This is a genomic window from Collimonas sp. OK307, assembly GCF_900113705.1.
Taxonomy (GTDB): domain Bacteria; phylum Pseudomonadota; class Gammaproteobacteria; order Burkholderiales; family Burkholderiaceae_D; genus Collimonas.
Window position 1 is genome coordinate 1 of the sequence record NZ_FOQI01000022.1, and the last position, 25054, is coordinate 25054.

Sequence of the window (25054 nt, forward strand, 5' to 3'; positions counted from 1 at the left end):
AGCGGTTGACCGGAGCGTTGCTCGACCGGCTCACCCATCACGTCCACATCCTGGAGATGAACGGCGAATCGTATCGATTGGCCACCAGCAAGAAACGGCAGCAGCGCAATGCCAAACCAAACGTCAATGCTGAAAAAGGAGGGGCCAACCCGTAACAGCAAAAACAACGTCTTGAGGAAACGGGCTACGCTGCGCTACGCCCGTCACCCCAATTCTACCTTGCATAGAAATGTGGATTGAAAAGAGAAAAATCCAGGGCCTGAACGGCTCTATTTATTAACCCGGATTGGTACACTTTTAACGTGCCATTTGGTACATCTTCACTCCGGCATTGACACGGCAGTTACCCGCAAACCTAACCCCGGAGCTTTTCCGTCCCACAGGATTGATTGTTGCTTACCCTCTTCGCACCTAAAGCAATCGACAAGCTTTATCGTGAAATTTTCTTTGCGCATATTGCCCATTTCCCCCAGACGCCATGTAGGCACCATGTAGGCAAATAATAGCAACAAACATGAATATTAGTAAATATTGAATTTTGGGGAAATTGCGGCAAACGCATATTTCATGCGGGTTACAGAGGGTATCAGCATATTAATCAACACTTAGGAATATGCTATTTCCAGGATTGTGATTCCTGTTGTCGTGGGTTCGAGCCCCATCAGCCACCCCAACTAATTCAATAAAATCAAATAGTTACACAATATTTGATTTTCATGTCGTGAAACAGCGATATCCATGATTTACTAAAAAGCCCATCCATTCGATGGGCTTTTTTGCATTTATGCGCGGCAATCCCGCAACCGTGATTTATCCAAATCATCAGGCACTGCGTTTAACAAAAAACAGCGCCGTCCCGACTCCCATCAGCAATCCGCCAAAAAACCGGTTCTGCTTCTTTACTGCGCGCGCATCGCGAAAATAACCTTGCATTGTCGACGCGGCAAAGGCGTAGCTATGCATCACCACCAGATCGACTGTACACATGGTCGCGGCAAGCAGCAGCAACTGCGGCAGCAGAGGACTTTCACCGCTGATGAATTGCGGCAGGACCGCCACCATGAAAATAATCCCCTTGGGATTGGTGGCATTGGTCATGAACCCCAACAGCATGCGCTTGCGCATGGTTGGCGGCGTCGCATGCATGGCTGGCTCAGGCTGCTGAAGCGCAGCGGCGTCCACCTTGGCCCGCCATTGGCTCAAGCCCAGATAAATCAGATAGAGAGCGCCGATCGTCTTGACTACCGTAAACATGGTCTCGGAAGCCAGCAAGATCGAACCCACTCCGGCGCCTGCAACAAAGAGAATCAGCAACAGACCCAACTGCAAGCCGGCGATGGTGGCGGAAGTTTTCTTTACCCCATACGACAAGCCATGCGACATCGACAATACTGCGCCGGAGCCGGGAGAAATGGCAATCAGCCAGCAAGCGGCAAAGAAGGTAAACCAGGTGTGGAAATTCATGAGCGGGAAAAATAAAAAAAACGATAAAAAAAACGATAAAAATTTGCGACGGAAGCTTAACTGCGATTCTTCGTTATCTGCGTTGAGTCGGACGCGACAGGATATCACTACCCGTCAATCCTGGCTGCAGAGAAGATTACGGCGCTCACCGGACCCTCAGACGTAACTGCAAATCGAACAAATTCCATTCAATTCCCTCAATCAACCGGATTTTTATCAAAGCATTTATACCCCGACAAGAAGCGTCGAACAATGCTGGGAGTGCTGCGGCAAATTAGCCACAAGGTCTTTAATTAACTGCCCCCACGCCGTTCTTATTTTTCAAAAACTTGAGCTAAGTCAACGCCGCGCACCGACCAATAGACGCACTCTGAACCGTCGTACCTAAAATTATTCTATAACGATGGAGACCCTATGACTTTCAATTTGAAGCCGTCGCGAATGGCGCTGGCCGTCGCATTTTCGATTCCCTCACTGACACTTTGCGGTACAGCCTTGGCCGATCCGGCAACCGACGCCCGCATCGAAGCTTTGGAACAACAGGTAAAGACGTTGATGACAAAGTTGGAGCAGGTATCCGAGAAACAAGAAGCCCCTGCCGATGCCACGCCAACCAAAGTGGCATCGGCCATGCCACAGGCGTTAACCGATCGTGCCAGGAAATTTTTCGAGGCGATTAAAGATGTTGAATTCTATGGCAACCTTGATGTATCGCTAGACGGCAGCACCAAGGGCTTGAAGAATTCCTATAACGATGTGGGCGGCGGCCGGGTTGTCTCTCCGGTTGGACAGAACGGCTGGCAAGGTGATCTGTCTACCAACCTTTCCTATGTCGGCGTACGCGGCAAACATCCGGTCAACGATACCCTGTCACTGGTATATCAACTGGAAACGCAAATCGACGTCACCGCTACTGCCGGCTCGTCCAACTCCACCAGTGCGCAGGACACGACCGTCAAAGGTGCGCTGACTTCGCGCAACAGCTATCTTGGCCTGGCCGACGCAAGATGGGGCGCGGTTAAGCTAGGGAAGACCGACGCTCCCTACAAGACTTCCACCGCCCGCATGAACCCGTTCTCCGGCATGTGGGGCGACTACTCGGTCATCATGGGCAATACGGGCGGCGACAACCGCGTCGAATTCGGCACCCGTCTTGATCATGCGCTGTGGTACGAATCGCCTAAGTGGCGTGGATGGAGTTTTAATGCACTGATATCGCCGGGCCAAAACCGCGGTTACGAAAACTCAATCCAGGCCAGCGGCGAATCCAGCTGCACCGGCGGCAATATCCCAGGTAGCGGCGGCGGTGCGATCACTTGCAACGACGGCAGCTACGGTAGCGCCTACAGCGCCAGCGTTTCCTATGAAAATGGGCCGCTGTATGTGACCGGGGCTTATGAACTGCATTCCAGGGTCAACCGCACCGGCGATGTCGCCGGGACCCCGCAAGCACTGGCAGATCCGACCGGGCTCGATCAGAACGACGTCGGCAACGAGTACGCTTACAAGATCGGCGCCCAATATTCGTTCCCGACAAAGACTACTGTCAGCGCCATCTACGAGGTCATGCGCAGGAATATCCCGGCTTACCTGGCCGAGCAAAACGAGCGCTCGCGCAACGGCTACTGGCTGGCATTGACGCAAGACCTGACGCCGGACGACAGCTTATCCATTGGCTGGGCGCATGCCAACGCTAGTCCGGGCGATCCGGGCCAGCACAATACCAGCCCGGTCGATGGCATCGGCACGATCAGTCCGGACAATGCCGCCAATATGTACACGGTGGCGTATAAGCACAAGATCGACAAGCAAACCACCTGGTATGCGAACTATGCGGTGACTGCCAATCACGCGTTAGCCCACTACGACCTCGGTGCCGGCGGGCGCGGCGTGACTGCCGATTGCCACGATGGCCAGACGATCGCATCGGGTGCGCCGAACTGTTATGCGGGGGGGCGTTTGCAAGGTGTATCAGCCGGTGTGAACTATAAGTTCTGATTACAAGTTGCAAGTTGGCTGGAACGATTTGCTGCAGTTGCAGACGGCTATCTCATCAGAGATAGCCGTCTTTTTCTTCAAAAACTATCGCACCGAACGATAAGGCTGGCTGCGTCCGCGCTTGCTTAGCACCAGTTGCCAGAGTTGTCCCTGGCCTGAACGGAAAAACCCCGCCGAAGAAAGTATGAAATATTTCCACATGCGATAGAAACGTTCGTCGTATTTAGCTGACAGCTGCGGCCATGCCCGTTCGAAGTTATCCCACCAGGCCATCAGGGTGAGATCGTAGTCGCGGCCGAAATTGTGCCAGTCCTCAATCAAAAAACGCCCTTCCAGCACCTCCGTGATTTCGCTGGCGGACGGCAGATGGCCGTTGGGAAAAATGTACTTGTCGAGCCAGACATCCCGCTTCTTTTCAGTCTCGTAATTGCCAATGGTGTGCAACAGAAACAAACCCTCTGGCGCCAGCAGTTTTCCCGTAACATCGAAGTAAGTGGCGTAATTTTTTGCGCCAACGTGCTCGAACATGCCGACTGAAACAATCTTGTCGTATTGCCCGCCAAGCTGTCGATAATCGGTCAGCTCGATTTTTACCGGTAGTCCGGCACAACGTTCTTGTGCGAGTTTTTGCTGCTCTTTCGAAATCGTGATGCCAACCACTTCAACCTGATAATTTTCAGCGGCATAGCGCGCCAGGCCACCCCACCCGCAGCCGATATCCAGCAGGCGTTCGCCCGGTTTCAATTCCAGTTTCTGGCAAATCAATTCCAGCTTATGCCTCTGCGCTTCTTCAAGATTGCTAGCGCGCGGCCAATAGCCGCAGGAATACATCATGCTCGAATCGAGCATGCTTTCGAACAGATCGTTGCCGATGTCGTAGTGCTGCTCGCCGACCTGGAACGCGCGGCTTCTGGTTTGCAGGTTGAAGAAATTCTGCCGCAGGATTTCCAGGAAAAATTTGATCTTTGCCGGACCGACAACCGTTTGTTCAAGATCGTGGCTGGTGACCCGGAAGAAGAACTCATCCAGGCTGGCGCAATCCCAGTCGCCATCCATATACGACTCGCCGAGACCGAGCTCCCATGTCGAAAACATCTTTTGAAAGAAAATCGGATCGTGGATTTGCATATCCCATGGCCGGTCGCCGTTCAGCCGGATGTCCGCATGTTCAAACAGCTGGCGGATGATTTTTGGCGCGTTTGCATCCGTATCGAATGTTGCCGGGATGGTCTTGCCGACTTCCACTTTATCCATGTAATACTTCCTTCTAAGGTAGCGTTATGGGACAGTTTTTTTCGATGCAAACGGCGTAGTGATCAGGTTGGTTATCGGCTAAGAACGGTTTGGCCTCAGCTTGCAGGACGCCGCAAGAACGCCAGCAGCAGACCAAACCCGATCATCAGCGAACCACTGGCGCGGTTGAACCAGCGGAATCGTCCGCCGGCATTGGTGAGTGTTCCTAGCCTGGTGCCGATAGCGGCGTAGATGGCGATCGCTATCAGTTCAAACAACAGGAACGTTGCACCAAGCACGACGAAGCTGGTCGTATAGGCCGAACGATCGACGAATTGGGGAAAGAACGCGGTGAAGACCAGGATCGCCTTGGGGTTTCCCGCCGCTACCAGGAACTCCTGCTTGGCCAATCGACGCAACTTGTCCGCTGGAAGTTCGAGGCTAGCTTTAGCGTTATCAGCATTGTCGGCAGATCTCGCCAGCTCGATCGGAGCAGAACGGAACAGTTTTATGCCCAGCCATACCAGGTAAGCGGCGCCGGCAAATTTCAATACCGTGAACAGTGTTTCGGACGCAATCAGCAGCGCGCCCAGGCCAAAGCCTGAGATGGCAATCATGACCGCAAAAGCCAGCAATCGCCCGAACGCCGCAAGAATGGAGTAACGCATGCCGTCGCGCGCGCCGTTGGACAAGGACAGCACGTTATTCGGTCCGAACGCCATATTTATGGCGAAGCAGGCTGGTACGAAGAGCCAGTAGTTTTGGAATGACATGGCAAATTCTCTGTTTAGAATTTCAACTGACAGGCTCTAATAATTCAAGCCTGTTTCCGAACGGGTCTGCGGTAAATATACGCGTGAATCCGGCGATTGGCACATCATTCATTGGCAGGCAGACGGCTGGCGCTCATCTCATATCGAGCGGAGTACTCCGAAGCGGCGGTGCAAACGCCTGGTCAAGCTCCACCAGATCCTCCGCCGTGAGTACGATATCCAGCGATGCGCGATTCTCGCGGACGTGCGCCGGGTCGACCGCCTTTGGAATCGCAACGACATGCTCCTGCCGTAGCAGCCATGCCAAAGCTATCTGGGCCGGGCTGGCATCATGGCGTCGGGCAATCACCTTCAGGTGCGGGTTGCTCAACAACCGTCGCTGCCCGGCTGCGGAAGATTCAAGCGGCGAATACGCCATCACAGGCACGGCGTGCTTGCGGCACCACGGCAGCAAGTCCCATTCGGGACCGCGCCGCATCAGGTTGTAAAGCACCTGGTTGGCCGCGATCTGGTCACCACCGGGTAATGCGCTAGCTTCCAGCATATCGTTTCTGTCGAAATTGCTGACACCGAAATCGCGTATTTTTCCTGCATTCTTGAGCGACTCGAACGCTTCAAGCGTTGCCGCCAGTGGAAGCGAGCCGCGCCAATGCAGCAGGTAGAGATCAAGATAGTCGGTGCCGAGCCGCCGCAAGCTGCGCTCGCAAGCGGCCTGCATTCCACGTCGATCAGCGTTGTGCGGATATACCTTGCTGACCAGGAACACGTCGGCACGCCGTCCCTGAATTGCCTTGCCCACAATTTCTTCGGCGCCGCCGTCGGCATACATCTCTGCCGTGTCAATCAGGCTCATGCCAAGATCCATGCCTAATCGCAGCGCATCAATCTCTCGCTTTTTCTGAGCCGGGTCCTCACCCATGTACCAGGTCCCCTGCCCCAATACCGGAATTGCGCTACCGGATGGCAAAAGCAATGTTTTCATTGTCGATTCAATCTGAAAGAGAAAAAGAAATCATAAACCCGCTTTGCAAGCACATGGTACGGTGAAACGCACGATCTTGGCGCAGGCGCATTGTTTTTTTCCGACTGCGCGAGCCAAGGCTCGGCTGGTGATGGCTTTGCCGGAGCGGCAGGCACCAGACCCGCTGGTGGCGTGGGAGGGGACAACGATACCTTCGGGAAGAAGGTATATATGGAGGCGTATATGGCGGAGGATGTGGCGCTAGCGGCTGGCAGCGGATCGGGCGTTGGCGGCCTGGTTCAGGCCTAAACCGGCTGACGATCCGGCATTTACTAAAGATCCGGCGCTAAGGCATCGGTATGCCGGATATAACTTCTTTCTGAATTTACTTCTGTACGTTGCCGATTTTTTTCGACAAATAAAAGCGCAAAGCAAAAGCAGCGACAACGGCGAGTAATGGCAGGGCTTGAATGATGTTCATGGGCAGGGCTCCGAATTAATAAACTGTGTTGATGCGTTGCAGCATATAAAAACGGGACACTTATTGCCAATTGTTATTTCTGATTCCTTATATAAGCTTCATGAATATCACTGCGATTAACGTATCAGCCGCGCAATATAAAAAGCCCGCTATCTTTAACGATGCGGGCTTTCCCTGTCTCCTCACCTCTAGAGAGATGGACTCTTTTTTGCGTGAAGCGATACTGAGCCAAAAAACTTTAACCGTCATCATGCACCGCAACATAGCGTTGTTTTGCACCCACATACAAAGATACCGCTTGTAAGCTTATGTGTTTTTCGCGTAACGATAGCGATATTCGTCGCTATTGGCATTTTTGAAATAATCCGCATTGAGTAACAGTGCCTCACGCTTGAATCCCAACCGCTCCACCAGGGCAATAGATGCTTGATTACGCGTATCGATGAGCGCATATACCGAGTCGGCGGCAAACGCGGTCATCAAATGATCCCTGATCCGCATGCACATTTCTGTTGCATAACCGCGGCGCTGGTATGGCCCGAAGACAAAATAGGCCAGCATCGCCTGTCCAACCGCTTCGACGCCGGCCTGTGCGTAGCCAACATATTCATCGTCGCCAGCAAGTTTTACTGCCCAATTCAGCCAGATTTCAGATCCGTCCGGAGAGGAGCGGCTTTCGAGCCGGCGATAGCGTTCCGTCAGAGACGCCAATGACGCCGGCGCGTCCTGAGGTATAAACGGATACAGGGCCGGATCGCAAAAATGGGGAAACAGCGCAGCAGCATGCGCAGCCAGCAGCGGCTCCAGGATCAGGCGCTGGGTAATTAATGTTGTCTCTTCAGGTTTCAAATCGACGTCCATTCCTGCTGTCCCATTATGCATTTCGCATCACCTTCCCTGCCGGATGAAATCTACCGCCTTCTCGGCAATCATGATGGCTGGTGCATTGGTGTTGCCACCGATTAGCGTCGGCATGATCGATGCGTCCACCACCCGCAAACCCTGGATACCATGGACTTTCAATGTCGGATCGACAACAGCGGTCGGGTCGACGCCCATCTTGCAGGTGCCGACCGGATGATAAACCGTATCGACATAAGTCCTTAATATCGTGCGTATCTGTTCATCAGATTGCACATCCGCGGTGCGCATGTCACGTGTGCTATAGCTGGCCAGCGCTGGCGCATCCAGCAATTTGCGTGTCATCTTGAACGCATCCACCATGTCTTCCAGATCTTGCGGATGATCCAGGAACCTGGGATCGATCAGCGGTGCATCCTGCGGATTGGTATTGCGTAAGCGGACATCGCCTTTGCTCTGCGGCCGCAATAAACAAACATGGCAGGAAAAGCCGTGGCCGAGGCGCAGCGTTCGCGCATGATTTTCAACACCAGCCATGACAAAATGCAATTGCAGGTTTGGCGCAGGCAAATCGGGCCGGGTCTTCAAAAACCCGCCACACTCGGCAAAATTACTGGTCAGCATGCCACGCCGATCATGGCGGAAACGCTGTAGTTCCTTCAGCATGCGGACCGATCCGCTGGCCGAGATACCGAAGGTATCCAGACTGTCCGATTTATGGCAAAACACGAAATCGGGATGGTCTTGCAGATTCTTGCCGACGCCTGGCAAATGATGTTGCACCTGGATGCCCAGCTGGCGCAACTCGGTGCCGTCGCCAATGCCCGACAACATCAACAGTTGCGGCGACTGGAAAGCGCCGGCGCAGAGAATCACCTCGCGCCTGGCGCGCAGCACACGCAACTTGCCGCCCTGCCGGACTTCCACGCCGGTTACCCGTCCCTGTTCGATGATAAGGCGTTCCGTATAGGCGCTGGTTTCCACGCACAGGTTGCTGCGCTGGCCCATGTGCGGCATCAGGTAAGCACGCGCGGCGCTCCAGCGTTCGCCGTTTTTCTGGGTAACCTGGTAAACACCCAGTCCCTCCTGATGCTCGGCGTTGAAATCCTCGCTGAGCGGATAGCCAGCCTGGCGTGCAGCTTCCAGATAGTGCAGATGGAGTGGATTGTCGGTGCGCAGATCGCTGACCCATAAGGGACCGTCTTGACCGTGCCAGGCATTGGAAATCCGTTCGTTATGCTCCGACTTCTTAAAATAAGGCAGCACATCGTCAAAAGACCAGCCGTTGTTACCGAGCTCGGCCCAATGATCATAATCGGAGCGATGGCCGCGAATATAAACCATGGCATTGATTGCCGACGATCCGCCCAGTGTCTTGCCGCGCGGTTGATAACCGCGGCGGCCGTTGAGTCCGGCCTGAGGCACGGTTTCGAAGGCCCAGTTGTTGAGCCTGGTCGGCACCATGGCAAGTGCGCCAACCGGCATCTTTACAGCCCAACTGTCGCCGCTACCGCCCGCCTCTAACAAACAGACCGACAACTCCGGGTCTTCTGTCAGGCGACCCGCCATCACACACCCGGCCGAACCGCCGCCTACCACCACAAAGTCAAACTCATCGCTCACTATGTGTCTCCCGCTCAGGATACCGCTCTTGGTTATATTTATGCGTTGCAGATCGACAAGCCTGCCAGGCGACAAATTTAACAGTTACGGGATGATCACGCCATGCGGTGTTTTAGAGCATTTGTTTCAATTTCGGGAAATATTCAGCCGAATTCAACCGGACTCAAGCGATTGCGCAACATGATGCGGCAGATTCAATGCGCTTTCGACATGACTACCAGCCATTTGCGAAATAGCAGTATTTCCAAATGTCCAGCCTGGATGCCGGCATTGCATTCGACCACGGGATTGCTTCTGTAGAGGCGTTTGTAGAAATCGCGGCAGATGAACAATTCACGCTTGCCGAAGCGCATCAGGATTGAGGAAGGGGTAGACTCCATACCAAAGCGGGAGCCGGAGGTAATATCCAAGTTCGTCATGGCAGCAATTCCAATCTCGTTGAAGGGAAGTCCACTGTACCATAACTACTGTATGTACATACAGTAAAATGCGATGTGTCTGTTTTTAGTCACGCCGCAAGCCGGCCATCGGCACAACTTGCGGCTGCAAGACATATCAGGTCAATGCATTGACCAAATCAACGGCGCCAGTCACGATCATGGTAGCGATCATGCCAGCCGCGTCCACCGCGCCAGTAGCCGGGGCGACCATAATAATACGGTGGGTAATAACCTGGGGCGCCATACACCACGACCGGCGGCGGCCGCACATACACGGGTGGCGGCGCGTAATAGACAGGCGGCGGGTTGTAATAGACCGGTGGCGGCGGGTAATACGCAGGCACACCGATATTCACCGACCAGTGTGCTCCAGCGAATGCCGGAGTTGCCGAAAACACGCCGACGGCAAGCAATCCAAGCAGGGCAACGCGCATGGTTTTTTTCATGGCAGTTCTCGATGGCTTTAAGTTAAACATGACTATATTTAACCTAATTTTGGAACGCATCGCCATGCACAAGTCGTAAGGCCTGTAACAACATGTATCACAATGCATAAATTGTGGCTTTTTTCGTACACATGAACGCGAAATTATTCAATGGCCAGGCCCTGGCGTTTGTATCTCGCGATTTTTATCAGCCCCTGCGCGATCAGGAAAAGCCCCACCAATAGCATGACGGCATTAGCCATCACCCGCGGGTAACCCAACACCGTGACATTCAGGAACGGATAGGGATAAAACCCCGAAAGGCTGCCACGCACCATCGCCATCAGGAAATAGGCTAGCGGGTAGATCAGCCACAAAAGACTGTCTTTTGCCTGCAAGCCGTTCTTCACTGCAAACAACAGCCAGTACAAGGTAAACAGCAACGGAACGACAGTATGCAAGCCTTCGTCCGCGAGCCGATGCAAACCGGTAAACGGAGCATGGTTGCGCAGCAAGAGGTTGTAGCCCAGGCCGACAAAGATGATATACAGGGCCTGCGCGGCCAGTACCCCGGGCCGCGAGAAATAGCGGCCAAGCGCGGAGTCCGGCATGAGCAACAGCGATGTGCAGCAAACCGCCAGCAGGAGATTGGTCAGGATCGTCAAAAAACCAAACATGCGCCAGACGGCCTCGCCGTAAGTCATGCCATTGCCTACCAAGGCAGGAATTGAAATGGAAAATTGCGCGGCAATGGCACACCAGGCAACCAGCGCAATCAGCAACAGCAACAATTGCGGTTCGATAGTTTTTTTCATAGACGATTTCCGAGGTGTTGAGGCACTACGCTAATGCCATGTTTCAGGAAACAATGCCTTGATCGACACTCAACATGCGTTCCACATAGCGTGCAATCAGATCGACCTCCAGATTGACTTGCTTGCCAACCTGCAGATGTTTTAAGGCGGTCACTTCGATCGTGTGGGGAATCAGGTTGATCGAAAACAGGCAGCCGTCGGCCACATCGTCGACCCGGTTCACTGTCAGCGAAACGCCGTTGACCACTACCGAACCTTTATAGGCAAAGTATTTGGCGAGATCGCGCGCGGCCTTGATGACCAGTTCCCAGGACTCGCCCACCGGCTCGAATTTCTGCACCAGGCCGAGACCATCTACATGGCCGGATACCAGATGGCCGCCCAGCCGATCAGCCAGGGTCAGCGCCTTTTCCAGATTGACTTCACCACTGGCGTCGAGGCCGACGGTGCGATTCAGGCTTTCGCGCGAAACGTCGACTTCAAAGCTGCTGGCGGTCTTGTCGACCACCGTCATGCAAGCGCCATTCAAGGCAATCGAATCGCCAAGCGCGACGTCGGCAAGCGACAAGGCACCGGCGTCGATATTCAGCCTGACGCCATCCTCGGCGCTGGAACCAAGCGGTTTAACGGAAGTGATTTTGCCGACGGCAGCGACGATACCAGTGAACATGATAGTGATATAAAAATTAATGGAATCGTGCAAGGATACGCAAATCCTCGCCAATCTGCTTGATTTGATGAAATTTCAGGGTCACCTTATCCTGCAGATTCTCCAGCGCAGGCAGGCTGAACATGCCGCGGCCGTCGCCCAGGATGGCCGGCGCCAGATAGACCAGCAATTCGTCGACGCAATGTTCCCTGATCAGCGAAGCATTCAGCTTGGAACCGGCTTCGACATGCAACTCATTGATCTGGCGCTTGCCTAGTTCGAGTATGACCTGCGGCAAATCGACCTTGCCGCCGGCGTTTGGCAGCACTACCACCTCCGTGCCCTGCTGCTCCAGTAACGCCTGTTTTTCGGCATCGACTGTGGCGCAGAAAATCAGGTTGCCGCCGCCGACCAGGATTTTTGCATCCGGGCTGATGCTTAATTTACTGTCTACGATGACGCGCAACGGCTGCCGTGCAAGTTGCACGGTACGCACCGTCAGTTGCGGATTGTCTTCCTTCACCGTGCCGATACCGGTCAGGATGGCGCCGGCGCGGGCACGCCACATATGGCCATCATCGCGTGCTGCCTGTGAAGTGATCCATTGGCTCTGGCCGTTACGCAGCGCGGTCATGCCATCCAGGCTGGCGGCTACTTTCAGCCTTACCCAGGGCTTACCCGTTTGCATGCGCGTAAAAAATCCAATATTCAACTCGCGCGCCTGTGCCGCCAGAACGCCCGACTCGACCGCTATCCCTGCCGCTTGCAGACGTGCCCTGCCCTGTCCCGCAACCAGCGGATTGGGGTCGTCCATGGCAGCTACCACCTTGGCTACTCCGGCCCGCACCAAGGCATCGGCACAAGGCGGCGTGCGGCCGAAATGGCTGCACGGCTCCAACGTGACGTAGACGGTGGCGCCGCGCGCATCGTGGCCTTTGGCGACGGCGTCTTGCAGCGCCTGGATCTCGGCGTGGTTGCCGCCCGGCGGCTGGGTAAAGCCGCTGCCGATAATCTGGCCGTCCTTGACGATCACGCAGCCGACGGCGGGATTAGGCGCACTCGACAGCTGGCCGTTTTCAGCCAGCTGCAAGGCTTGCGACATCAACAATTCAGCCTGGGTCATGGGTTGAGCCTGAAAGTAAGCCTGGAGATCATGTGGAAGCCATAAGTAAAAGATATGCGGTGATTGTACAAAATATGCCGGAACCACCGTTAATTAAAATGCGATGCGGGGTATTACCCGGATTTCACCCGGATTTCAAGACGGCGGGACCAGGCTGGCGGCCGCGCTATTGCGCAGCGTGACGACCCGCTTGAATACAGCGCGCAACTTGCTGTCACTCGCCAGTCTGGCGTTGCCGTTGCAATCGATATAACGCTGCGGCTCGATGGAAAGATTGCGCTCACCGGACAGCAGCAAACACAGACGGACACTGACGACTCTGCCCCAGTTCTGGTATTGGCTGGTGGATAAACTTGCGACCTGTGTCGCGTTCAAGAACTGACTGACGCTAACATCGTTGAGCGCCGCTACGCCATACACCAATTGCATGTCTTCGACATTATTGAGGATCGGTTGCGCACTGTTGTTGCCATTGCCCTGACAATACAAAGAATTGGCACTGGCGCCTGCACGCGTGGCTACAAAAAAGAGATTTCGCGCAATGCGGACATTTGGCGCCAGCCGGTAGGCCGGATGGCCGGGCGGCACTGCGCTCGGGCCAACTCCCACGCCATTGCAGTCAACACCGGCGCCGCTGGCCGGGTCAACATGGTCGTCCAGCCGGTAACTGACTTCAAAACCAGCCATCCCGGGATTTACGCTACACGAGAAATCTTTCCCCGGCGCCAGCGGTTTGACGAAGCCATGCTCGCAGCCTCGCAAACCTTGCGCCGGTGAGCCGTCTGCAAGAATAAAATCGGTGATCGCCATGGTACCCGCGGCACCTGCCGCAGCAATGGTACTGGCCGTGACCAGATTGCCAAACCCCGCTTGCCGCAAATCCCGTTCCATCAACCTCATGGCGTAGTTGCCATCCTGATACAGGCGTCTCTTATCTTCGCTCAATCGAAAACTGGTGCTACTGCCAAGATAAACCGTTGTGCTCACCAACAGGACGCCGGAAGCAATCGCCATTGCCACCAGCAACTCCACCAGCGAAAGACCACACTGAAATGGTGCGTGCAACGCTCGCTTTTTGCAGATGGCAGCAATGATCAGCATTCGCCGCCATCCATCTTGACGCTGACCCGGCCGGAACTGGCGATGCACACCGTACGCACAAACTCATCGTTGTGGCTGAACACCACCTTGGTGAAACTGCTGCTGGCGTTGCCGGTGCCGTTATAGGTAATCGACCTCCTGCCGGCGTTGGCCCTGGTATTGTCGTTCAGAGCACCTTGCCGCAGCAATATTTTGCGGCTATCGCCGACCATCACCAGCCAACCGGCGCCCCAGTCGCCGGCAGCATGCCTGGGGGTGGCCGCGGCACTGCATATGGCGTCGGCAGAATCGGCATCTACACTACGGCAGATCAACACTGCGCGCCCCCGCTGGATCGCCTCACTGCGCACCAAGGCGAGTGCGGCGATGAATTGACTGGTTTCCGCAGATAGCCGGTTCTGAATGACGAACGCCCGCATAGAGGGCAAAGCCAGGCTCAACAGGATGGCCATGATCGCCAGCGTTATCATGGCCTCGATCAGGGTCATGCCTGAAGCCATGCTTGAATCTGGCGCAAACACACGCCTGGTCGAGCGCTGCAAACGCATAAGCGGTCCCGGTTATTGTCTTTGTGATATTTTCAACAACCATTCTCGCAAAAAAATAGCGCCGATCCGAGCGGCGCTAACTTTTTAAGCATTTACTTTCTACTTCCTGCGAGTTGGGGGCCCGGAGAACTCTTCAATCATGTTCTGGAACTCTGCAACGTCTTCAAAACTCTTGTAGACCGAGGCGAAACGGATATACGCAATCTTGTCCAACCGCTTCAATTCGCGCATGACCAGTTCACCGACATGGCCTGAGAGAACTTCACGCTCGCCGCTGGAAAGCAGCTTTTCCTTGATACGCTGCAATGCCTCGTCCAGCGCCTCGACCGATACCGGGCGCTTGCGCAAGGCCAGCATCAGGCTGGCGCGCAATTTGAGCGGATCGAAATCGGTGCGGCTGCCATTTTTCTTGACGATGACCGGCATCGCCAGCTCTATCCGTTCAAAGGTAGTGAAACGCTTGTCGCATTGCATGCAACGGCGCCGGCGGCGAATCGAATCACCCTCTTCCGACACGCGCGTATCGAGCACCTGGGTGTCTTCATGCTGGCAGAATGGACATTTCATGATGGCAGTAATCCGAAGGTTATTGCGGCGGGCAGTGTCGGCAGTTCCATCTCTACATTATTCCTTTTTGGAGCCTCGCGTCTATCTCATGCAAAGCACACTACCACTGATGGACCATGGGCCCGTGCAGAATTCAAGCTGCGCCGGGCCCATGGTTTTATTCAATCACCGACAAGCTCTGCAGCCCATCGGCAATCAGTGCATCAAGCTGCATACACAGGGAAAGCGTCAGTCAGTTTCTTGACTTCAGCCTTGACCCGTTCGATGGTCGCTGCGTCATGCGGGTTGTCGAGCACATCGGCGATCAGGTTACCGACCTTGGTTGCTTCCGCTTCCTTGAAGCCGCGAGTGGTGAACGCCGGGCTGCCGAGACGGATACCGGAAGTGACGAATGGCTTTTCCGGATCGTTAGGAATGGCGTTCTTGTTGCAGGTCATGTGGGCTGCACCGAGAATCGCTTCGGCTTCCTTGCCGGTGATTTTCTTGGCGCGCAAATCAACCAGCATCACGTGCGATTCGGTACGGCCGGAAACGATACGCAAGCCACGTGCGATCAGTGCTTTCGCCAGAGCGTCGGCATTCTTTACGACCTGCTGCTGATAAGCCTTGAATTCAGGCGTCAGCGCTTCCTTGAACGCGACCGCTTTACCAGCGATGACGTGCATCAGCGGACCGCCCTGGATGCCGGGGAAAATCGCCGAATTGATGGCTTTTTCGAACTCGGCTTTCATCAGGATGATGCCGCCGCGCGGACCGCGCAGGGATTTATGGGTAGTCGAAGTGACGAAGTCGGCGTGCGGCACCGGGTTCGGATATTCACCGGCGGCGATCAGGCCGGCATAGTGCGCCATGTCGACCATGAAGTAAGCGCCGACTGCCTTAGCCACTTTAGACATCCGCTCGAAGTCGATGCGCAAGGCGTAAGCAGAAGCGCCGGCGATGATCAGCTTAGGCTTCTTTTCGTGCGCCAGGCGTTCAAACGCTTCGTAGTCGATTTCTTCTTTTTCGTTGAGGCCGTAGGAGACTACGTTGAACCACTTGCCCGACATGTTCAATGCCATGCCGTGCGTCAGGTGACCGCCTTCAGCCAGCGACATGCCCATGATGGTGTCGCCTGGCTTGAGCATCGCGAAGAACACGCCCTGGTTGGCTTGCGAACCGGAGTTCGGCTGAACGTTTGCGGCTTCGGCGCCGAACAATTCTTTGACGCGGTCGATTGCCAGTTGTTCGGCGATGTCGACGAATTCGCAACCGCCGTAGTAACGCTTGCCCGGATAACCTTCAGCGTACTTGTTGGTCAGCTGCGTGCCTTGCGCTTCCATCACGGCAGGCGAAGTGTAGTTTTCCGAGGCGATCAGCTCGATATGCTCTTGCTGGCGATTGTTTTCTTTCTGGATGGCGCTCCACAATTCTGGATCGACATTGGCGATAGTGTGGTTTTTTTCGAACATGTGATACTCCAATCGATAAGGTTGAGCCTAAATCGAATGAGGGCCAGAATATTGGGGAAATGCGGCAGCCTCAGTCGTACGTTCCATTCGGGCTGCCCAGGCGTACGGCGATGAAATCTCACGCTTCCCGGTGGATGCCCACCTTTTGCCGAAGCCGCTGCAATCTTATGAATCCGCGCGGTCCGGTTTTTTCGCCAGTTACGTGAGACGAAATGGTGCGGCTATTGTAAGCGATAGCGCCTGGTTTGGGCAAGATTGGCGCGCGCCTCGACGCCGGATAAAAAAAAGCCGCCCGGGGGGGCGGCCCTTGATCATGGTTTGCTAAAAAACAATAAATCGTCAATACATGCGTACATTGCTTATAGCTGCTTATATCTTACCCGACAGGCTGATCCCTATCGTGCGCGGCGCAACCCGGTAACCTTCTGATATCGACTGCACGTTTGGACGCTGGATCACCTTGTCGTTGTTGCTTGCATTCTTGACAAACAAGGTTAATTCCCACTGATCGAAGGTGGCGCCAATGCTGGCGTCGATGGTGCTGTATGCCGGACGCGAATAATCCGGATCGGTGGCCACCAGGGTGCCGTGGCTGCTGCCGGTCCAGTGCGCGGCAGCACGTGCAAAGCCGTAATAGTCGCCGCTCAGGTTGAAGGTATATTGGCCGGTCAGGCTGGCATTGTATTTGGGCACGCCCTGGATTGGATCGCCGGCGTGCGCTTTCAATGACGGCACATCGGACGACAAGGTCGCATTAGTGTAGCCGCCGGACAGGCCGAGCACTATATTGGCAGTGGGCTTGCCTTTGATCTCGAACTCTGCGCCATAGCTTTTTGCCTTGCCGACATTGGTCTCGTAGTCGAAACCGCAGCCGGGCAACTGGATATCCTGTTGCAAATCATTCCATTGGATATAAAAGAGAGCCGCATTGAACGACAGGCGATTCCCCAGCAAACGCGACTTGTTGCCGATTTCATAACTCCACAGTTTGTCGGAGTTGAATGACGTCGGCGCTTGCGTGATGCCTAGATTGCTAAAGTCGGACGCACACAGCGACGCGGGGATCGGACGGTCGTTGCCGCCCAGGCGGAAGCCCTCGGTAGCCGACGTGTACACGGTGTTGTTCGGATCGACCTCCCAAATCAGCGAGACCTTCGGCGTGAACGCCGAAGATTTGGTGCTGACCGATGAGGTGGTCGGGCCGCCGTTCCAGTAATAATCGCCGCTGCGGCTCAAGCTGTCGGTGGCTTGCAGATAGCGCATGCCGACGGTGCCGTGCAAGTTCGGCAGAAAATAATAGTTCAGCTCGCCGAACACCGCTTCTTGTTCGGTATGGTAATGCCGTTCGCTGAAGTAGGAATTGTCGTTCGGGAAAGCGATCCCGAGCTGGCCGGGATCGGCCGGATTAGCGCCAAAAGCGGCGTAGGTAGAGTTGAGGCCGAAAATAGGTTCGTTGTCGGTCACGTTGGTATGCAGGTTGGCGTAATAGACGCCGCCCAGCCAGGTGAACGGCGACACTTTCTGATCATACGGCTTGGAAGTAACGCGAAATTCTTGCGAGAACTGCCGCACCTGGTTCTGCAGGTAAACCGCGGACGGCAAGGCGCCGATCGCAGCAGCCAGGCCCGGCGGCGTAGCCGGCACGGCAAAACCCAGGTTGTTGACTGTAGTGCCGTCCTGGGTGCGGTTGAAAGTCCGCTGATAAAAGCTGGAAACCGAGATCAGGTCAGCTTTGCCCATGTCGTAATTGACAGTCAGGCTGGGCACCAGCAAACGGTCGTTGCCCGGCTCGCGCACCAGCTTGCTGGTCTGGTTCTTGGGCAGGCTCAGATAGGACGCATCGATATCCTTAGAATTGACTTCCTGGTAGAACACCGATGGCGTGAAGCTGAGGTCGCGGGTCGGCGCCCATTTCATCGCCAGCTTCACCACGCTTGAATCCTGAGAGTTGATGCCTTTGGCGATCACATTGCCGGTAACTGGCGATACCTGGTCGATGTAGCCGCTCTCATGGCCGGTCTGAATGCCGATGCGCAGCGCCAGCTCGTTCGGGATCAAGGGCTGGTTGACGACGCCGTTGACCGTGTAGTTGGTGCCGCCGCCCTTGGTCGACGAGGTTTCGGAATAGACGCTGGCTTCGCGCTCCTTCAGGTTGGGCTGGTTGCTGATGAACTTGATGGTGCCGCCCATCGAACTCGCACCATACAGCGTGCCTTGGGGGCCGCGCAGCACTTCGATACGATCGATGTCGAAGAACTTCGGCTCGGAACTGCCCATGCTGTACAGATTGCGCGTGGTCATCGAGACGTCGTCCAGGTACACGCCGACAGTGGCCGAGCCGGCGGCCGAGCTGATGCCGCGAATTTCGATATTGCTCAGCCCTGCCCCGGAGCCGCTGGCACCGGAGAACGACATATTCGACACGGCGCGCGTCACATCCGCAAAGTTGTTGATGTGCGCGGCTTGCAGCTCCTCGCCACTAACCACCGAGATGCTCAGCGGCACTTTGCTCGCGTCTTCCTTGCGCTTTTGCGCTGTGACGAGCACCGCCTCAATCTGCTCGGTCGGCTTCGCTGATTTTTTTGCCTCAGGTGCAGCAGCCATATCGGCACTGGCAGGCGGTTGCTGCGCCCCCGCCGTAACTGTCGTCAACAGCAACGCTGAAGTTGCTGCGGCCACAGCCATCGCGCAGGTCAAATTTGCGGAACTTGGTCTCATTGTTTTATAACCCCTATGATTGATAAGCAGCGACGAAAAATGCTTATCAGCAATATGTATGCCACAGGCGTCGATGCAGGCGCCAACACAGGCCGCAATGCATTGCGGTCAAAATGACAGTCGGCTTTTGCGTCGTGTTTTGGTGCGGCTTGCACCAAAGAAATTAAACAGCCGCACCCCAGTGGCAGGCATGCGTGCCAGAGGCCGGCAGCGATTGTCAATGGCGGGTCTGGCAAATTGGGCTACAATTTCCGGCTACACCAAACATCGCAACAACAGGAGCATTGACCATGATTGTCTTGATTACTGGCGCAACATCTGGCTTCGGCGCCGAAATGGCACATAAATTCACCAAGAACGGCCATCGGGTCATCGCTACCGGACGCCGCAAGGACCGCCTGGATCAATTGGCAGCCGAATTGGGCGACGCAGTGCTGCCGATCGTCATGGACGTCACCGACAAGGCTTCAATCAGCGCCGCGCTGGCTGCCCTGCCGCTCGAATGGCAAGAGATCGACGTCCTGGTCAACAATGCCGGCCTGGCGCTGGGCGTGGAATCAGCGCAACAAGCCTCGCTGGAGGAGTGGGAGACCATGATCGAAACCAACTGCAAGGGATTGGTGACCATGACCCGCCTGGTGTTGCCCGGCATGGTGGCGCGCGGACGCGGCACCGTGATCAACCTCGGCTCTATCGCTGGCGAGTATCCGTATCCCGGCGGCAATGTGTATGGCGCCACCAAAGCGTTCGTCAAGCAATTCACGTTGAACCTGCGGGCCGATCTGGTCGGCACCGGTGTACGCGCAACCGATATTGCGCCTGGCCTGTGCGGCGGCACCGAATTCTCCAATGTGCGCTACCGCGGCAACGACGAGGCTGCCGCCAAGGTGTATGAAGGCACGCAGCCCCTGACACCTGGCGATATCGCCGACACCGCTTACTGGGTCGCGACCTTGCCTGCCCACATTAATATCAACCGCATCGAAATGATGCCGACCTGCCAGGGTTTTGCTGGCATGAGCATCAAACGTAGCTAAATAAGCAACATTAGTCGTAGGGTGGGCACAAATGCCCACGCGGATGTACCGCAGCAATGCGTGGACACTTGTGCCCACCCTACAATGTGCCGATAGATGGCAACTGCTGTCCCGCACACAACCGAAGCAACCCAAACAATGAGCAAGATAACAACCGCCCCGCATCCCGACTTCAGCTGGCGCATCCGGGTGTATTACGAAGACACCGATACCGGCGGTGTAGTGTTTTATGCCAACTATTTGAAATTTTTCGAACGTGCCCGCACCGAATGGTTACGCGCGGCCGGCGTCGGCCAGCGCACGCTGGAGCAGACCGATGGCGTCATGTTTGTCGTAAAAAGCACCAGCGTCGACTATCATGCGCCTGCCAAGCTGGATGACGAGCTGGAACTGACCGTAGTAGTCGAGCGCATGGGGCGAGCCAGCGTTGACTTCATTCAGCAAGCCTGGCGCCTGGGTGAAAATGAACCGACACTGCTGGCGACCGGCCGCATCAGCGTGGCCTGCGTCAATGCCGCCACCTTCCGGCCGCAGGCAATTCCGAAACAGGTGTTGCACAATATTAGGCCCGGCGCCGCCGATTCTGTACCGGCAACAGCATAGTTTTTGGGTTAATGGCTTGTTTTGATGCACTTAGCCGATAGTGCAGAACAGCAACTCTTACGTCACAATGAACCTTCGCCCACCGGACACGGTCTGATGCAGCAATACAAAGAAACCGGGATAACGCGATAGCGCCCGGCAACATTCCGTCATTAATTGTTAATTTGGCGGTAGGCGCTTTACGATTACAATTCAATGTTTGAGTATTTTACTTAAACCTAAGACCATTCCTCAAGACCGCTATCCATGACTGTCACCCAAGATCTTTCGTTTATCACCCTCATTACCAATGCCTCCGTATTAGTACAGCTGGTCATGGCGCTGCTGCTGGCAGTTTCCGTGATGAGCTGGACCTATATTTTCCGCAAGATGTTCGCCATCCGCAGCGCCCGTTCGCAGACGGAAGATTTCGAGCGCGCATTCTGGTCGGGCGGCAACCTGAGCACGCTGTACCAGGACGCCACTTCCAATCGCCGCAAAGGCGCAGGAAAAACCGGCGCGCTGGAACGCATTTTCGAAGCCGGCATGGATGAGTTCAACAAGGTCAAGGCTTCCATCGGCCACAAGGGCGGCAACGACAATGCAGCCTTGCTGGAAGGTGCGCGGCGCGCCATGCGCGCGGCCTACCAGCGTGAAATGGATGCACTGGAATCGCATCTGGCCTTCCTCGCCTCGGTCGGTTCGGTATCGCCTTACGTCGGTCTGTTCGGTACAGTGTGGGGCATCATGAATGCTTTCCGCGGCCTGGCAAACGTACAGCAAGCAACGCTGGCAGCAGTTGCGCCGGGTATCGCCGAAGCCTTGATCGCTACCGCGATCGGCTTGTTTGCAGCGATTCCGGCGGTGGTTGCCTATAACCGTTTTTCCCATGACGTCGATCGCCTGGCCATCCGCTTCGAGAGCTTTATCGAAGAATTCTCCAACATCTTGCAACGTCAGGCGCGCTAATGTCGGGGCAATCATCCATGCGCGGCGGCCGCACCCGCAAATTCAAGGCGGAAATCAACGTTGTCCCGTACATCGACGTGATGATGGTATTGCTGGTGATTTTCATGGTCTCGGCGCCGCTGACTAACCCGAGCGTCATCAATTTGCCGAATGCGGCGAAATCGGCGACGCCGCCGACCGAATATATAGAAGTCACGTTAAGACAGGGCGAACAGGCCAGTATCCGTATCAACGGCCAGAAAAGCGGCATGAGCACGGCCGAAAGCGTTTCGCGCAACGGCTTGAAGCAGAAACTGCAGGCCCTGCATGCGGACAAGCCCGATATGCCGGTGATGATTTCCGCCGAAAAGGACATCAAATACGACGATGTGATCCAGGTCATTTCGGAAGCCAAGATGCTTGGCATTAACCGCGTCGGACTGGCGACAAAGTGACGATCTGGTTATGACAGGCAACTCCCCGTATTCCGTACCAAAAGAACCCGGCAGCATCCGCGCCATCATGCTCGCAGCGGCAGTGCATGCCGCCTTGTTTGCATTCCTGTGGTTTGGCATTCACTGGCAAAGCCAGCAGCCGATAGCGGTCGAGGCCGAAATCTGGAGCCCGGAGATCAAGGACGCCGCGCCAACGCCGCCGGAACCAGTTCCGCAGCCGACGCCAGTACCTAAACCGGAGCCGATAGTCCAGGAAACCGCGCCGCCACCGCCGGTGGTAGCGCCACCGCCCGTGCCGGATCCGGAAATTGCCCTGGAAAAAGAAAAGAAGCGCAAAGAACAGGAACGTAAGGACCTGCAACGTCAGGAAGAGCTGGAAAAGCAAAAACAATTGCAAAAACAACAAGCCGAGGAAGACCGCAAGGACAAGTTGAAGGCCGAGGCTGAACAAAAAGCCGCCAAGGACAAAGCCGCAGCCCAGGAGAAGCAAAAGCAGGAAGCAGCCAAGAAGGCGGAAGCCGACGCCAAGAAGAAGCAGGCAGCAGCCGATGCCGCCGCCGACAACAAGCGCCACGCAGATGAATTGAAGCGCATGCTGGGCCAGGCGGTCGGTAACGGCGCGGCCAACAGTACCGGCACGGCAGCCCAGTCGCAAGGACCGCGTGGCGATCCTGGCTATGGGCAAAAGGTCGGCGCCAAGATCAAGTCGAACATTAACTTCAATGTTCCCGAAGGCCTGGCAGGAAACCCGGCCGTGGAGTTCGATGTCCAACTGCTTCCGGACGGTTCGGTCGCAAGTGTACGCCTCAGGAAATCCTCTGGAGTTTCCGGATTCGACGAGGCGGTAAAACGAGCGATTGAAAGATCGGCGCCTTATCCGAAAGACAGTAAAACGGGTTCTGTACCTTCCAGTTTTATCGGAATCCACAAACCGAAAGATCAGTAAGCCATGAAAAACAAACTGCACCAACTATTCGCAATCATAGGACTGGCGGTTACCGCTTTAGTATTCAGCGCTCCGGCAAATGCCCAGTTGCGTATCGAAACCTCTGGCGTCGGCGCCACCCAGATTCCCATCGCAATTGCCGGCTTCAGCGACGAGAACCTGGCGCCGCAACAGGTTACCGCCATCATCAAAGCTGATTTGGCGCGCAGCGGATTTTTCAAGATTATTGATACCGGTGATGTCATCTCGGAATCGGCTCAGGTCAACATGGGCGACTGGAAGGCACGCGGCGCCGACGCTTTGGTGATCGGCAGCGTGCAACGCCTGGCCGATGGCCGCTTCGATGTGCGTTATCGTCTGCTGGACACTGTCAAATCAGCCCAGTTGTCAGCCTTGGCGATGGCCGCGGCGCCACAGAACACGCGGGTTACCGCGCACAAGATCGCTGACGATATCTATGAAAAACTGATCGGCGGACGCGGTGCGTTCGCTACCCGCATCGCCTACATCATCAAGGCCGGCAAGGAATACCGCCTGGAAGTCGCCGATTCCGACGGCGAAGGCACCCAGGTCGCCCTGCGTTCCAACGAACCGATCATTTCGCCAGCCTGGTCGCCCGACGGCACCAAGGTTGCCTACGTCTCGTTTGAAGCCAAAAAACCGGTGGTCTACGTGCAAAACCTGATCACCAAGCAGCGCATCGTGGTGGCCAACTACAAAGGCAGTAATTCAGCGCCATCATGGTCCCCAGACGGCACCAAGCTGGCGATTGCGCTGGCCCGCGACGGACTGACCCAGGTGTATATGGTGAACGCCGACGGCGGCGGCTTGCGCCGTTTGACCAATACCAACGGTATCGACACCGAACCGCAATTTTCAGCTGACGGCCAAAACATCTATTTCACCAGCGATCGCAGCGGCGGCCCGCAAATCTATAAGATGAGCGCCAACGGCGGCGACGCGCAGCGCGTGACGTTCGGCGGCAGCTACAATATCAGCCCGCGGATTTCACCTGACGGCAAAGCATTGGCCTATATTTCGCAGCGCGGCGGCCGCTTCCAGCTGTATGTACTGGACCTGACCAACGGCCAGGAACAGCGTTTGTCGGATACCGTCAAGGATGAATCCCCAAGTTTTTCGCCGAACGGCAAATACATCATGTACGCCACTGAATCAGGCCGCCGCGGCTCACTGGCAGTTGTCTCGGTTGACGGCCGCGTTAAACAGCGTTTAACTATGCAGGCAGGCGATATACGGGAGCCTACTTGGGGTCCTTTCATGAAATAATCACGCAGTAATTTGAATCGACGTTCGTTTCCCACTCTGGAGAATTAAAAATGCTAAATATCAGAAACTTTGCCCTTATCGTTGCCAGCGCCATTTTGCTGGCCGCTTGCTCCTCCCCAGTCAAACTCGACGACAAAGCTGTTCCAGTCGTCGATAGCGGCGCCACCGGCGCTGATACACGTTCGGTCAATACTGTCGATACCGGCAGCGATCCGCTCAACAACCCAACCGGCATCCTCTCGAAGCGCAGCATCTACTTCGATTTCGACAGCTACACCATCAAGGATGAATTCAAGTCCGTGGTTGAAGCGCACGCGCAATACCTGAACAGCCACAAGAATCGCAAGATCATCATCCAAGGCAATACCGATGATCGCGGCGGCCGTGAATACAATCTGGCGCTGGGACAAAAGCGTGCTGAAGCAGTTCGCAAGGCATTGGTATTGTTAGGCGTTTCGGATACTCAGGTCGAAGCAGTCTCGCTGGGTAAAGAAAAGCCTAAGGCTCTCGGCAGCGACGAAGCGTCCTACGCTGAAAACCGCCGTTCCGACATCGTTTATCAATAATG

At 55.5% G+C, this 25054-nt stretch carries 26 protein-coding genes and 1 riboswitch; of the genes, 10 read left to right on the forward strand and 16 right to left on the reverse strand.

Translation table 11 applies throughout. The features are described 5' to 3' along the window. Positions 1–155, forward strand: a 155-nt coding sequence (locus BM205_RS21495) for an ATP-binding protein (protein WP_217646077.1), incomplete at its 5' end; no start/stop codon positions are given. A 667-nt stretch (positions 156–822) separates the two neighbouring features. Here BM205_RS21495 and BM205_RS21500 read toward each other — a convergent pair. Further along, on the reverse strand, positions 823–1464 hold the full coding sequence (locus tag BM205_RS21500; RefSeq protein WP_092416973.1) for a LysE family translocator: 642 nt from the start codon (positions 1462–1464) through the stop codon (positions 823–825). A 414-nt stretch (positions 1465–1878) separates the two neighbouring features. Here BM205_RS21500 and BM205_RS21505 point away from each other — a divergent pair, with 414 nt between their 5' ends. After that, entirely contained in the window at positions 1879–3462 is a 1584-nt protein-coding gene (locus tag BM205_RS21505) for a porin (protein ID WP_092416913.1), read from the forward strand. An 84-nt stretch (positions 3463–3546) separates the two neighbouring features. On the opposite strand, the gene cfa is transcribed toward BM205_RS21505, so the two are convergent. From cfa to BM205_RS21520, 3 genes are all read right to left on the reverse strand, one after another. Further along, positions 3547–4716 (reverse strand): cyclopropane fatty acyl phospholipid synthase, encoded by a 1170-nt coding sequence (gene cfa, locus BM205_RS21510; protein WP_092416914.1) that lies wholly within the window; start codon positions 4714–4716, stop codon positions 3547–3549. A 95-nt stretch (positions 4717–4811) separates the two neighbouring features. Next, a complete protein-coding gene (locus BM205_RS21515) occupies positions 4812–5468 on the reverse strand; it encodes a LysE family translocator (RefSeq protein ID WP_092416915.1) in 657 nt (218 codons plus the stop codon). 133 nt (positions 5469–5601) lie between these two features. Next, entirely contained in the window at positions 5602–6450 is an 849-nt protein-coding gene (locus BM205_RS21520; RefSeq protein ID WP_092416916.1) for an aldo/keto reductase, read from the reverse strand. A gap of 90 nt (positions 6451–6540) precedes the next feature. Here BM205_RS21520 and BM205_RS21525 point away from each other — a divergent pair, with 90 nt between their 5' ends. Continuing rightward, a complete protein-coding gene (locus BM205_RS21525) occupies positions 6541–6738 on the forward strand; it encodes a hypothetical protein (RefSeq protein WP_092416917.1) in 198 nt (65 codons plus the stop codon). A 478-nt stretch (positions 6739–7216) separates the two neighbouring features. On the opposite strand, the gene BM205_RS21530 is transcribed toward BM205_RS21525, so the two are convergent. From BM205_RS21530 to BM205_RS21585, 12 genes are all read right to left on the reverse strand, one after another. Continuing rightward, entirely contained in the window at positions 7217–7771 is a 555-nt protein-coding gene (locus tag BM205_RS21530; RefSeq protein ID WP_175511345.1) for a GNAT family N-acetyltransferase, read from the reverse strand. A gap of 27 nt (positions 7772–7798) precedes the next feature. Then, positions 7799–9394 (reverse strand): GMC family oxidoreductase, encoded by a 1596-nt coding sequence (locus BM205_RS21535; protein ID WP_092416919.1) that lies wholly within the window; start codon positions 9392–9394, stop codon positions 7799–7801. 194 nt (positions 9395–9588) lie between these two features. Then, positions 9589–9813, reverse strand: coding sequence for a hypothetical protein (locus BM205_RS21540; protein WP_038492120.1), 225 nt, complete (start codon positions 9811–9813; stop codon positions 9589–9591). Positions 9814–9971: 158 nt separating this feature from the next. Further along, positions 9972–10280 carry a hypothetical protein gene (locus BM205_RS21545; RefSeq protein ID WP_175511344.1) on the reverse strand — a complete coding sequence of 103 codons (309 nt, stop codon included), beginning with the start codon at positions 10278–10280 and terminating at the stop codon, positions 9972–9974. 143 nt (positions 10281–10423) lie between these two features. Continuing rightward, entirely contained in the window at positions 10424–11074 is a 651-nt protein-coding gene (locus BM205_RS21550; RefSeq protein WP_092416921.1) for a Pr6Pr family membrane protein, read from the reverse strand. A gap of 43 nt (positions 11075–11117) precedes the next feature. Further along, positions 11118–11744, reverse strand: a complete 627-nt coding sequence (locus BM205_RS21555) for a riboflavin synthase (RefSeq protein WP_092416974.1) — start codon at positions 11742–11744, stop codon at positions 11118–11120. Positions 11745–11760: 16 nt separating this feature from the next. After that, entirely contained in the window at positions 11761–12846 is a 1086-nt protein-coding gene (ribD, locus tag BM205_RS21560; protein ID WP_092416922.1) for a bifunctional diaminohydroxyphosphoribosylaminopyrimidine deaminase/5-amino-6-(5-phosphoribosylamino)uracil reductase RibD, read from the reverse strand. A 135-nt stretch (positions 12847–12981) separates the two neighbouring features. Then, positions 12982–13947 carry a PilW family protein gene (locus BM205_RS21565; protein WP_092416923.1) on the reverse strand — a complete coding sequence of 322 codons (966 nt, stop codon included), beginning with the start codon at positions 13945–13947 and terminating at the stop codon, positions 12982–12984. Continuing rightward, a complete protein-coding gene (locus tag BM205_RS21570) occupies positions 13941–14447 on the reverse strand; it encodes a GspH/FimT family pseudopilin (protein ID WP_175511349.1) in 507 nt (168 codons plus the stop codon). Before BM205_RS21570 ends, BM205_RS21565 begins: the two co-directional genes overlap by 7 nt. 147 nt (positions 14448–14594) lie before the next feature. Beyond that, on the reverse strand, positions 14595–15062 hold the full coding sequence (gene nrdR / locus BM205_RS21575; RefSeq protein WP_092416925.1) for a transcriptional regulator NrdR: 468 nt from the start codon (positions 15060–15062) through the stop codon (positions 14595–14597). A 203-nt stretch (positions 15063–15265) separates the two neighbouring features. Continuing rightward, positions 15266–16513, reverse strand: coding sequence for a serine hydroxymethyltransferase (glyA, locus tag BM205_RS21580; protein ID WP_092416926.1), 1248 nt, complete (start codon positions 16511–16513; stop codon positions 15266–15268). Between the two features lie 87 nt (positions 16514–16600). Then, positions 16601–16725, reverse strand: a riboswitch (ZMP/ZTP riboswitch). A 157-nt stretch (positions 16726–16882) separates the two neighbouring features. After that, positions 16883–19231, reverse strand: coding sequence for a TonB-dependent receptor (locus tag BM205_RS21585; protein WP_092416927.1), 2349 nt, complete (start codon positions 19229–19231; stop codon positions 16883–16885). Positions 19232–19521: 290 nt separating this feature from the next. Between BM205_RS21585 and BM205_RS21590 the strand changes: the two genes are divergently transcribed. From BM205_RS21590 to pal, 7 genes are all read left to right on the forward strand, one after another. Beyond that, a complete protein-coding gene (locus BM205_RS21590; protein ID WP_092416928.1) occupies positions 19522–20268 on the forward strand; it encodes an SDR family oxidoreductase in 747 nt (248 codons plus the stop codon). 138 nt (positions 20269–20406) lie between these two features. After that, the gene (ybgC, locus tag BM205_RS21595) at positions 20407–20871 is read left to right on the forward strand and encodes a tol-pal system-associated acyl-CoA thioesterase (RefSeq protein WP_092416929.1); all 465 of its coding nucleotides are present in this window, start codon (positions 20407–20409) and stop codon (positions 20869–20871) included. Positions 20872–21117: 246 nt separating this feature from the next. Then, positions 21118–21819: a protein TolQ gene (gene tolQ, locus BM205_RS21600; protein WP_092416930.1), complete on the forward strand. Its 702-nt coding sequence runs from the start codon at positions 21118–21120 to the stop codon at positions 21817–21819. Next, positions 21819–22253, forward strand: coding sequence for a biopolymer transporter ExbD (locus BM205_RS21605; protein ID WP_092416931.1), 435 nt, complete (start codon positions 21819–21821; stop codon positions 22251–22253). The genes tolQ and BM205_RS21605 overlap by 1 nt, the downstream gene beginning before the upstream one ends. Before the next feature lie 10 nt (positions 22254–22263). Next, complete coding sequence (gene tolA, locus BM205_RS21610; protein WP_092416932.1) at positions 22264–23199, forward strand: cell envelope integrity protein TolA; 936 nt, start codon at positions 22264–22266, stop codon at positions 23197–23199. A gap of 3 nt (positions 23200–23202) precedes the next feature. Then, the gene (tolB, locus tag BM205_RS21615) at positions 23203–24486 is read left to right on the forward strand and encodes a Tol-Pal system beta propeller repeat protein TolB (RefSeq protein ID WP_092416933.1); all 1284 of its coding nucleotides are present in this window, start codon (positions 23203–23205) and stop codon (positions 24484–24486) included. Between the two features lie 50 nt (positions 24487–24536). After that, positions 24537–25052 carry a peptidoglycan-associated lipoprotein Pal gene (gene pal, locus BM205_RS21620; protein WP_092416934.1) on the forward strand — a complete coding sequence of 172 codons (516 nt, stop codon included), beginning with the start codon at positions 24537–24539 and terminating at the stop codon, positions 25050–25052. Positions 25053–25054: the final 2 nt, after the last annotated feature.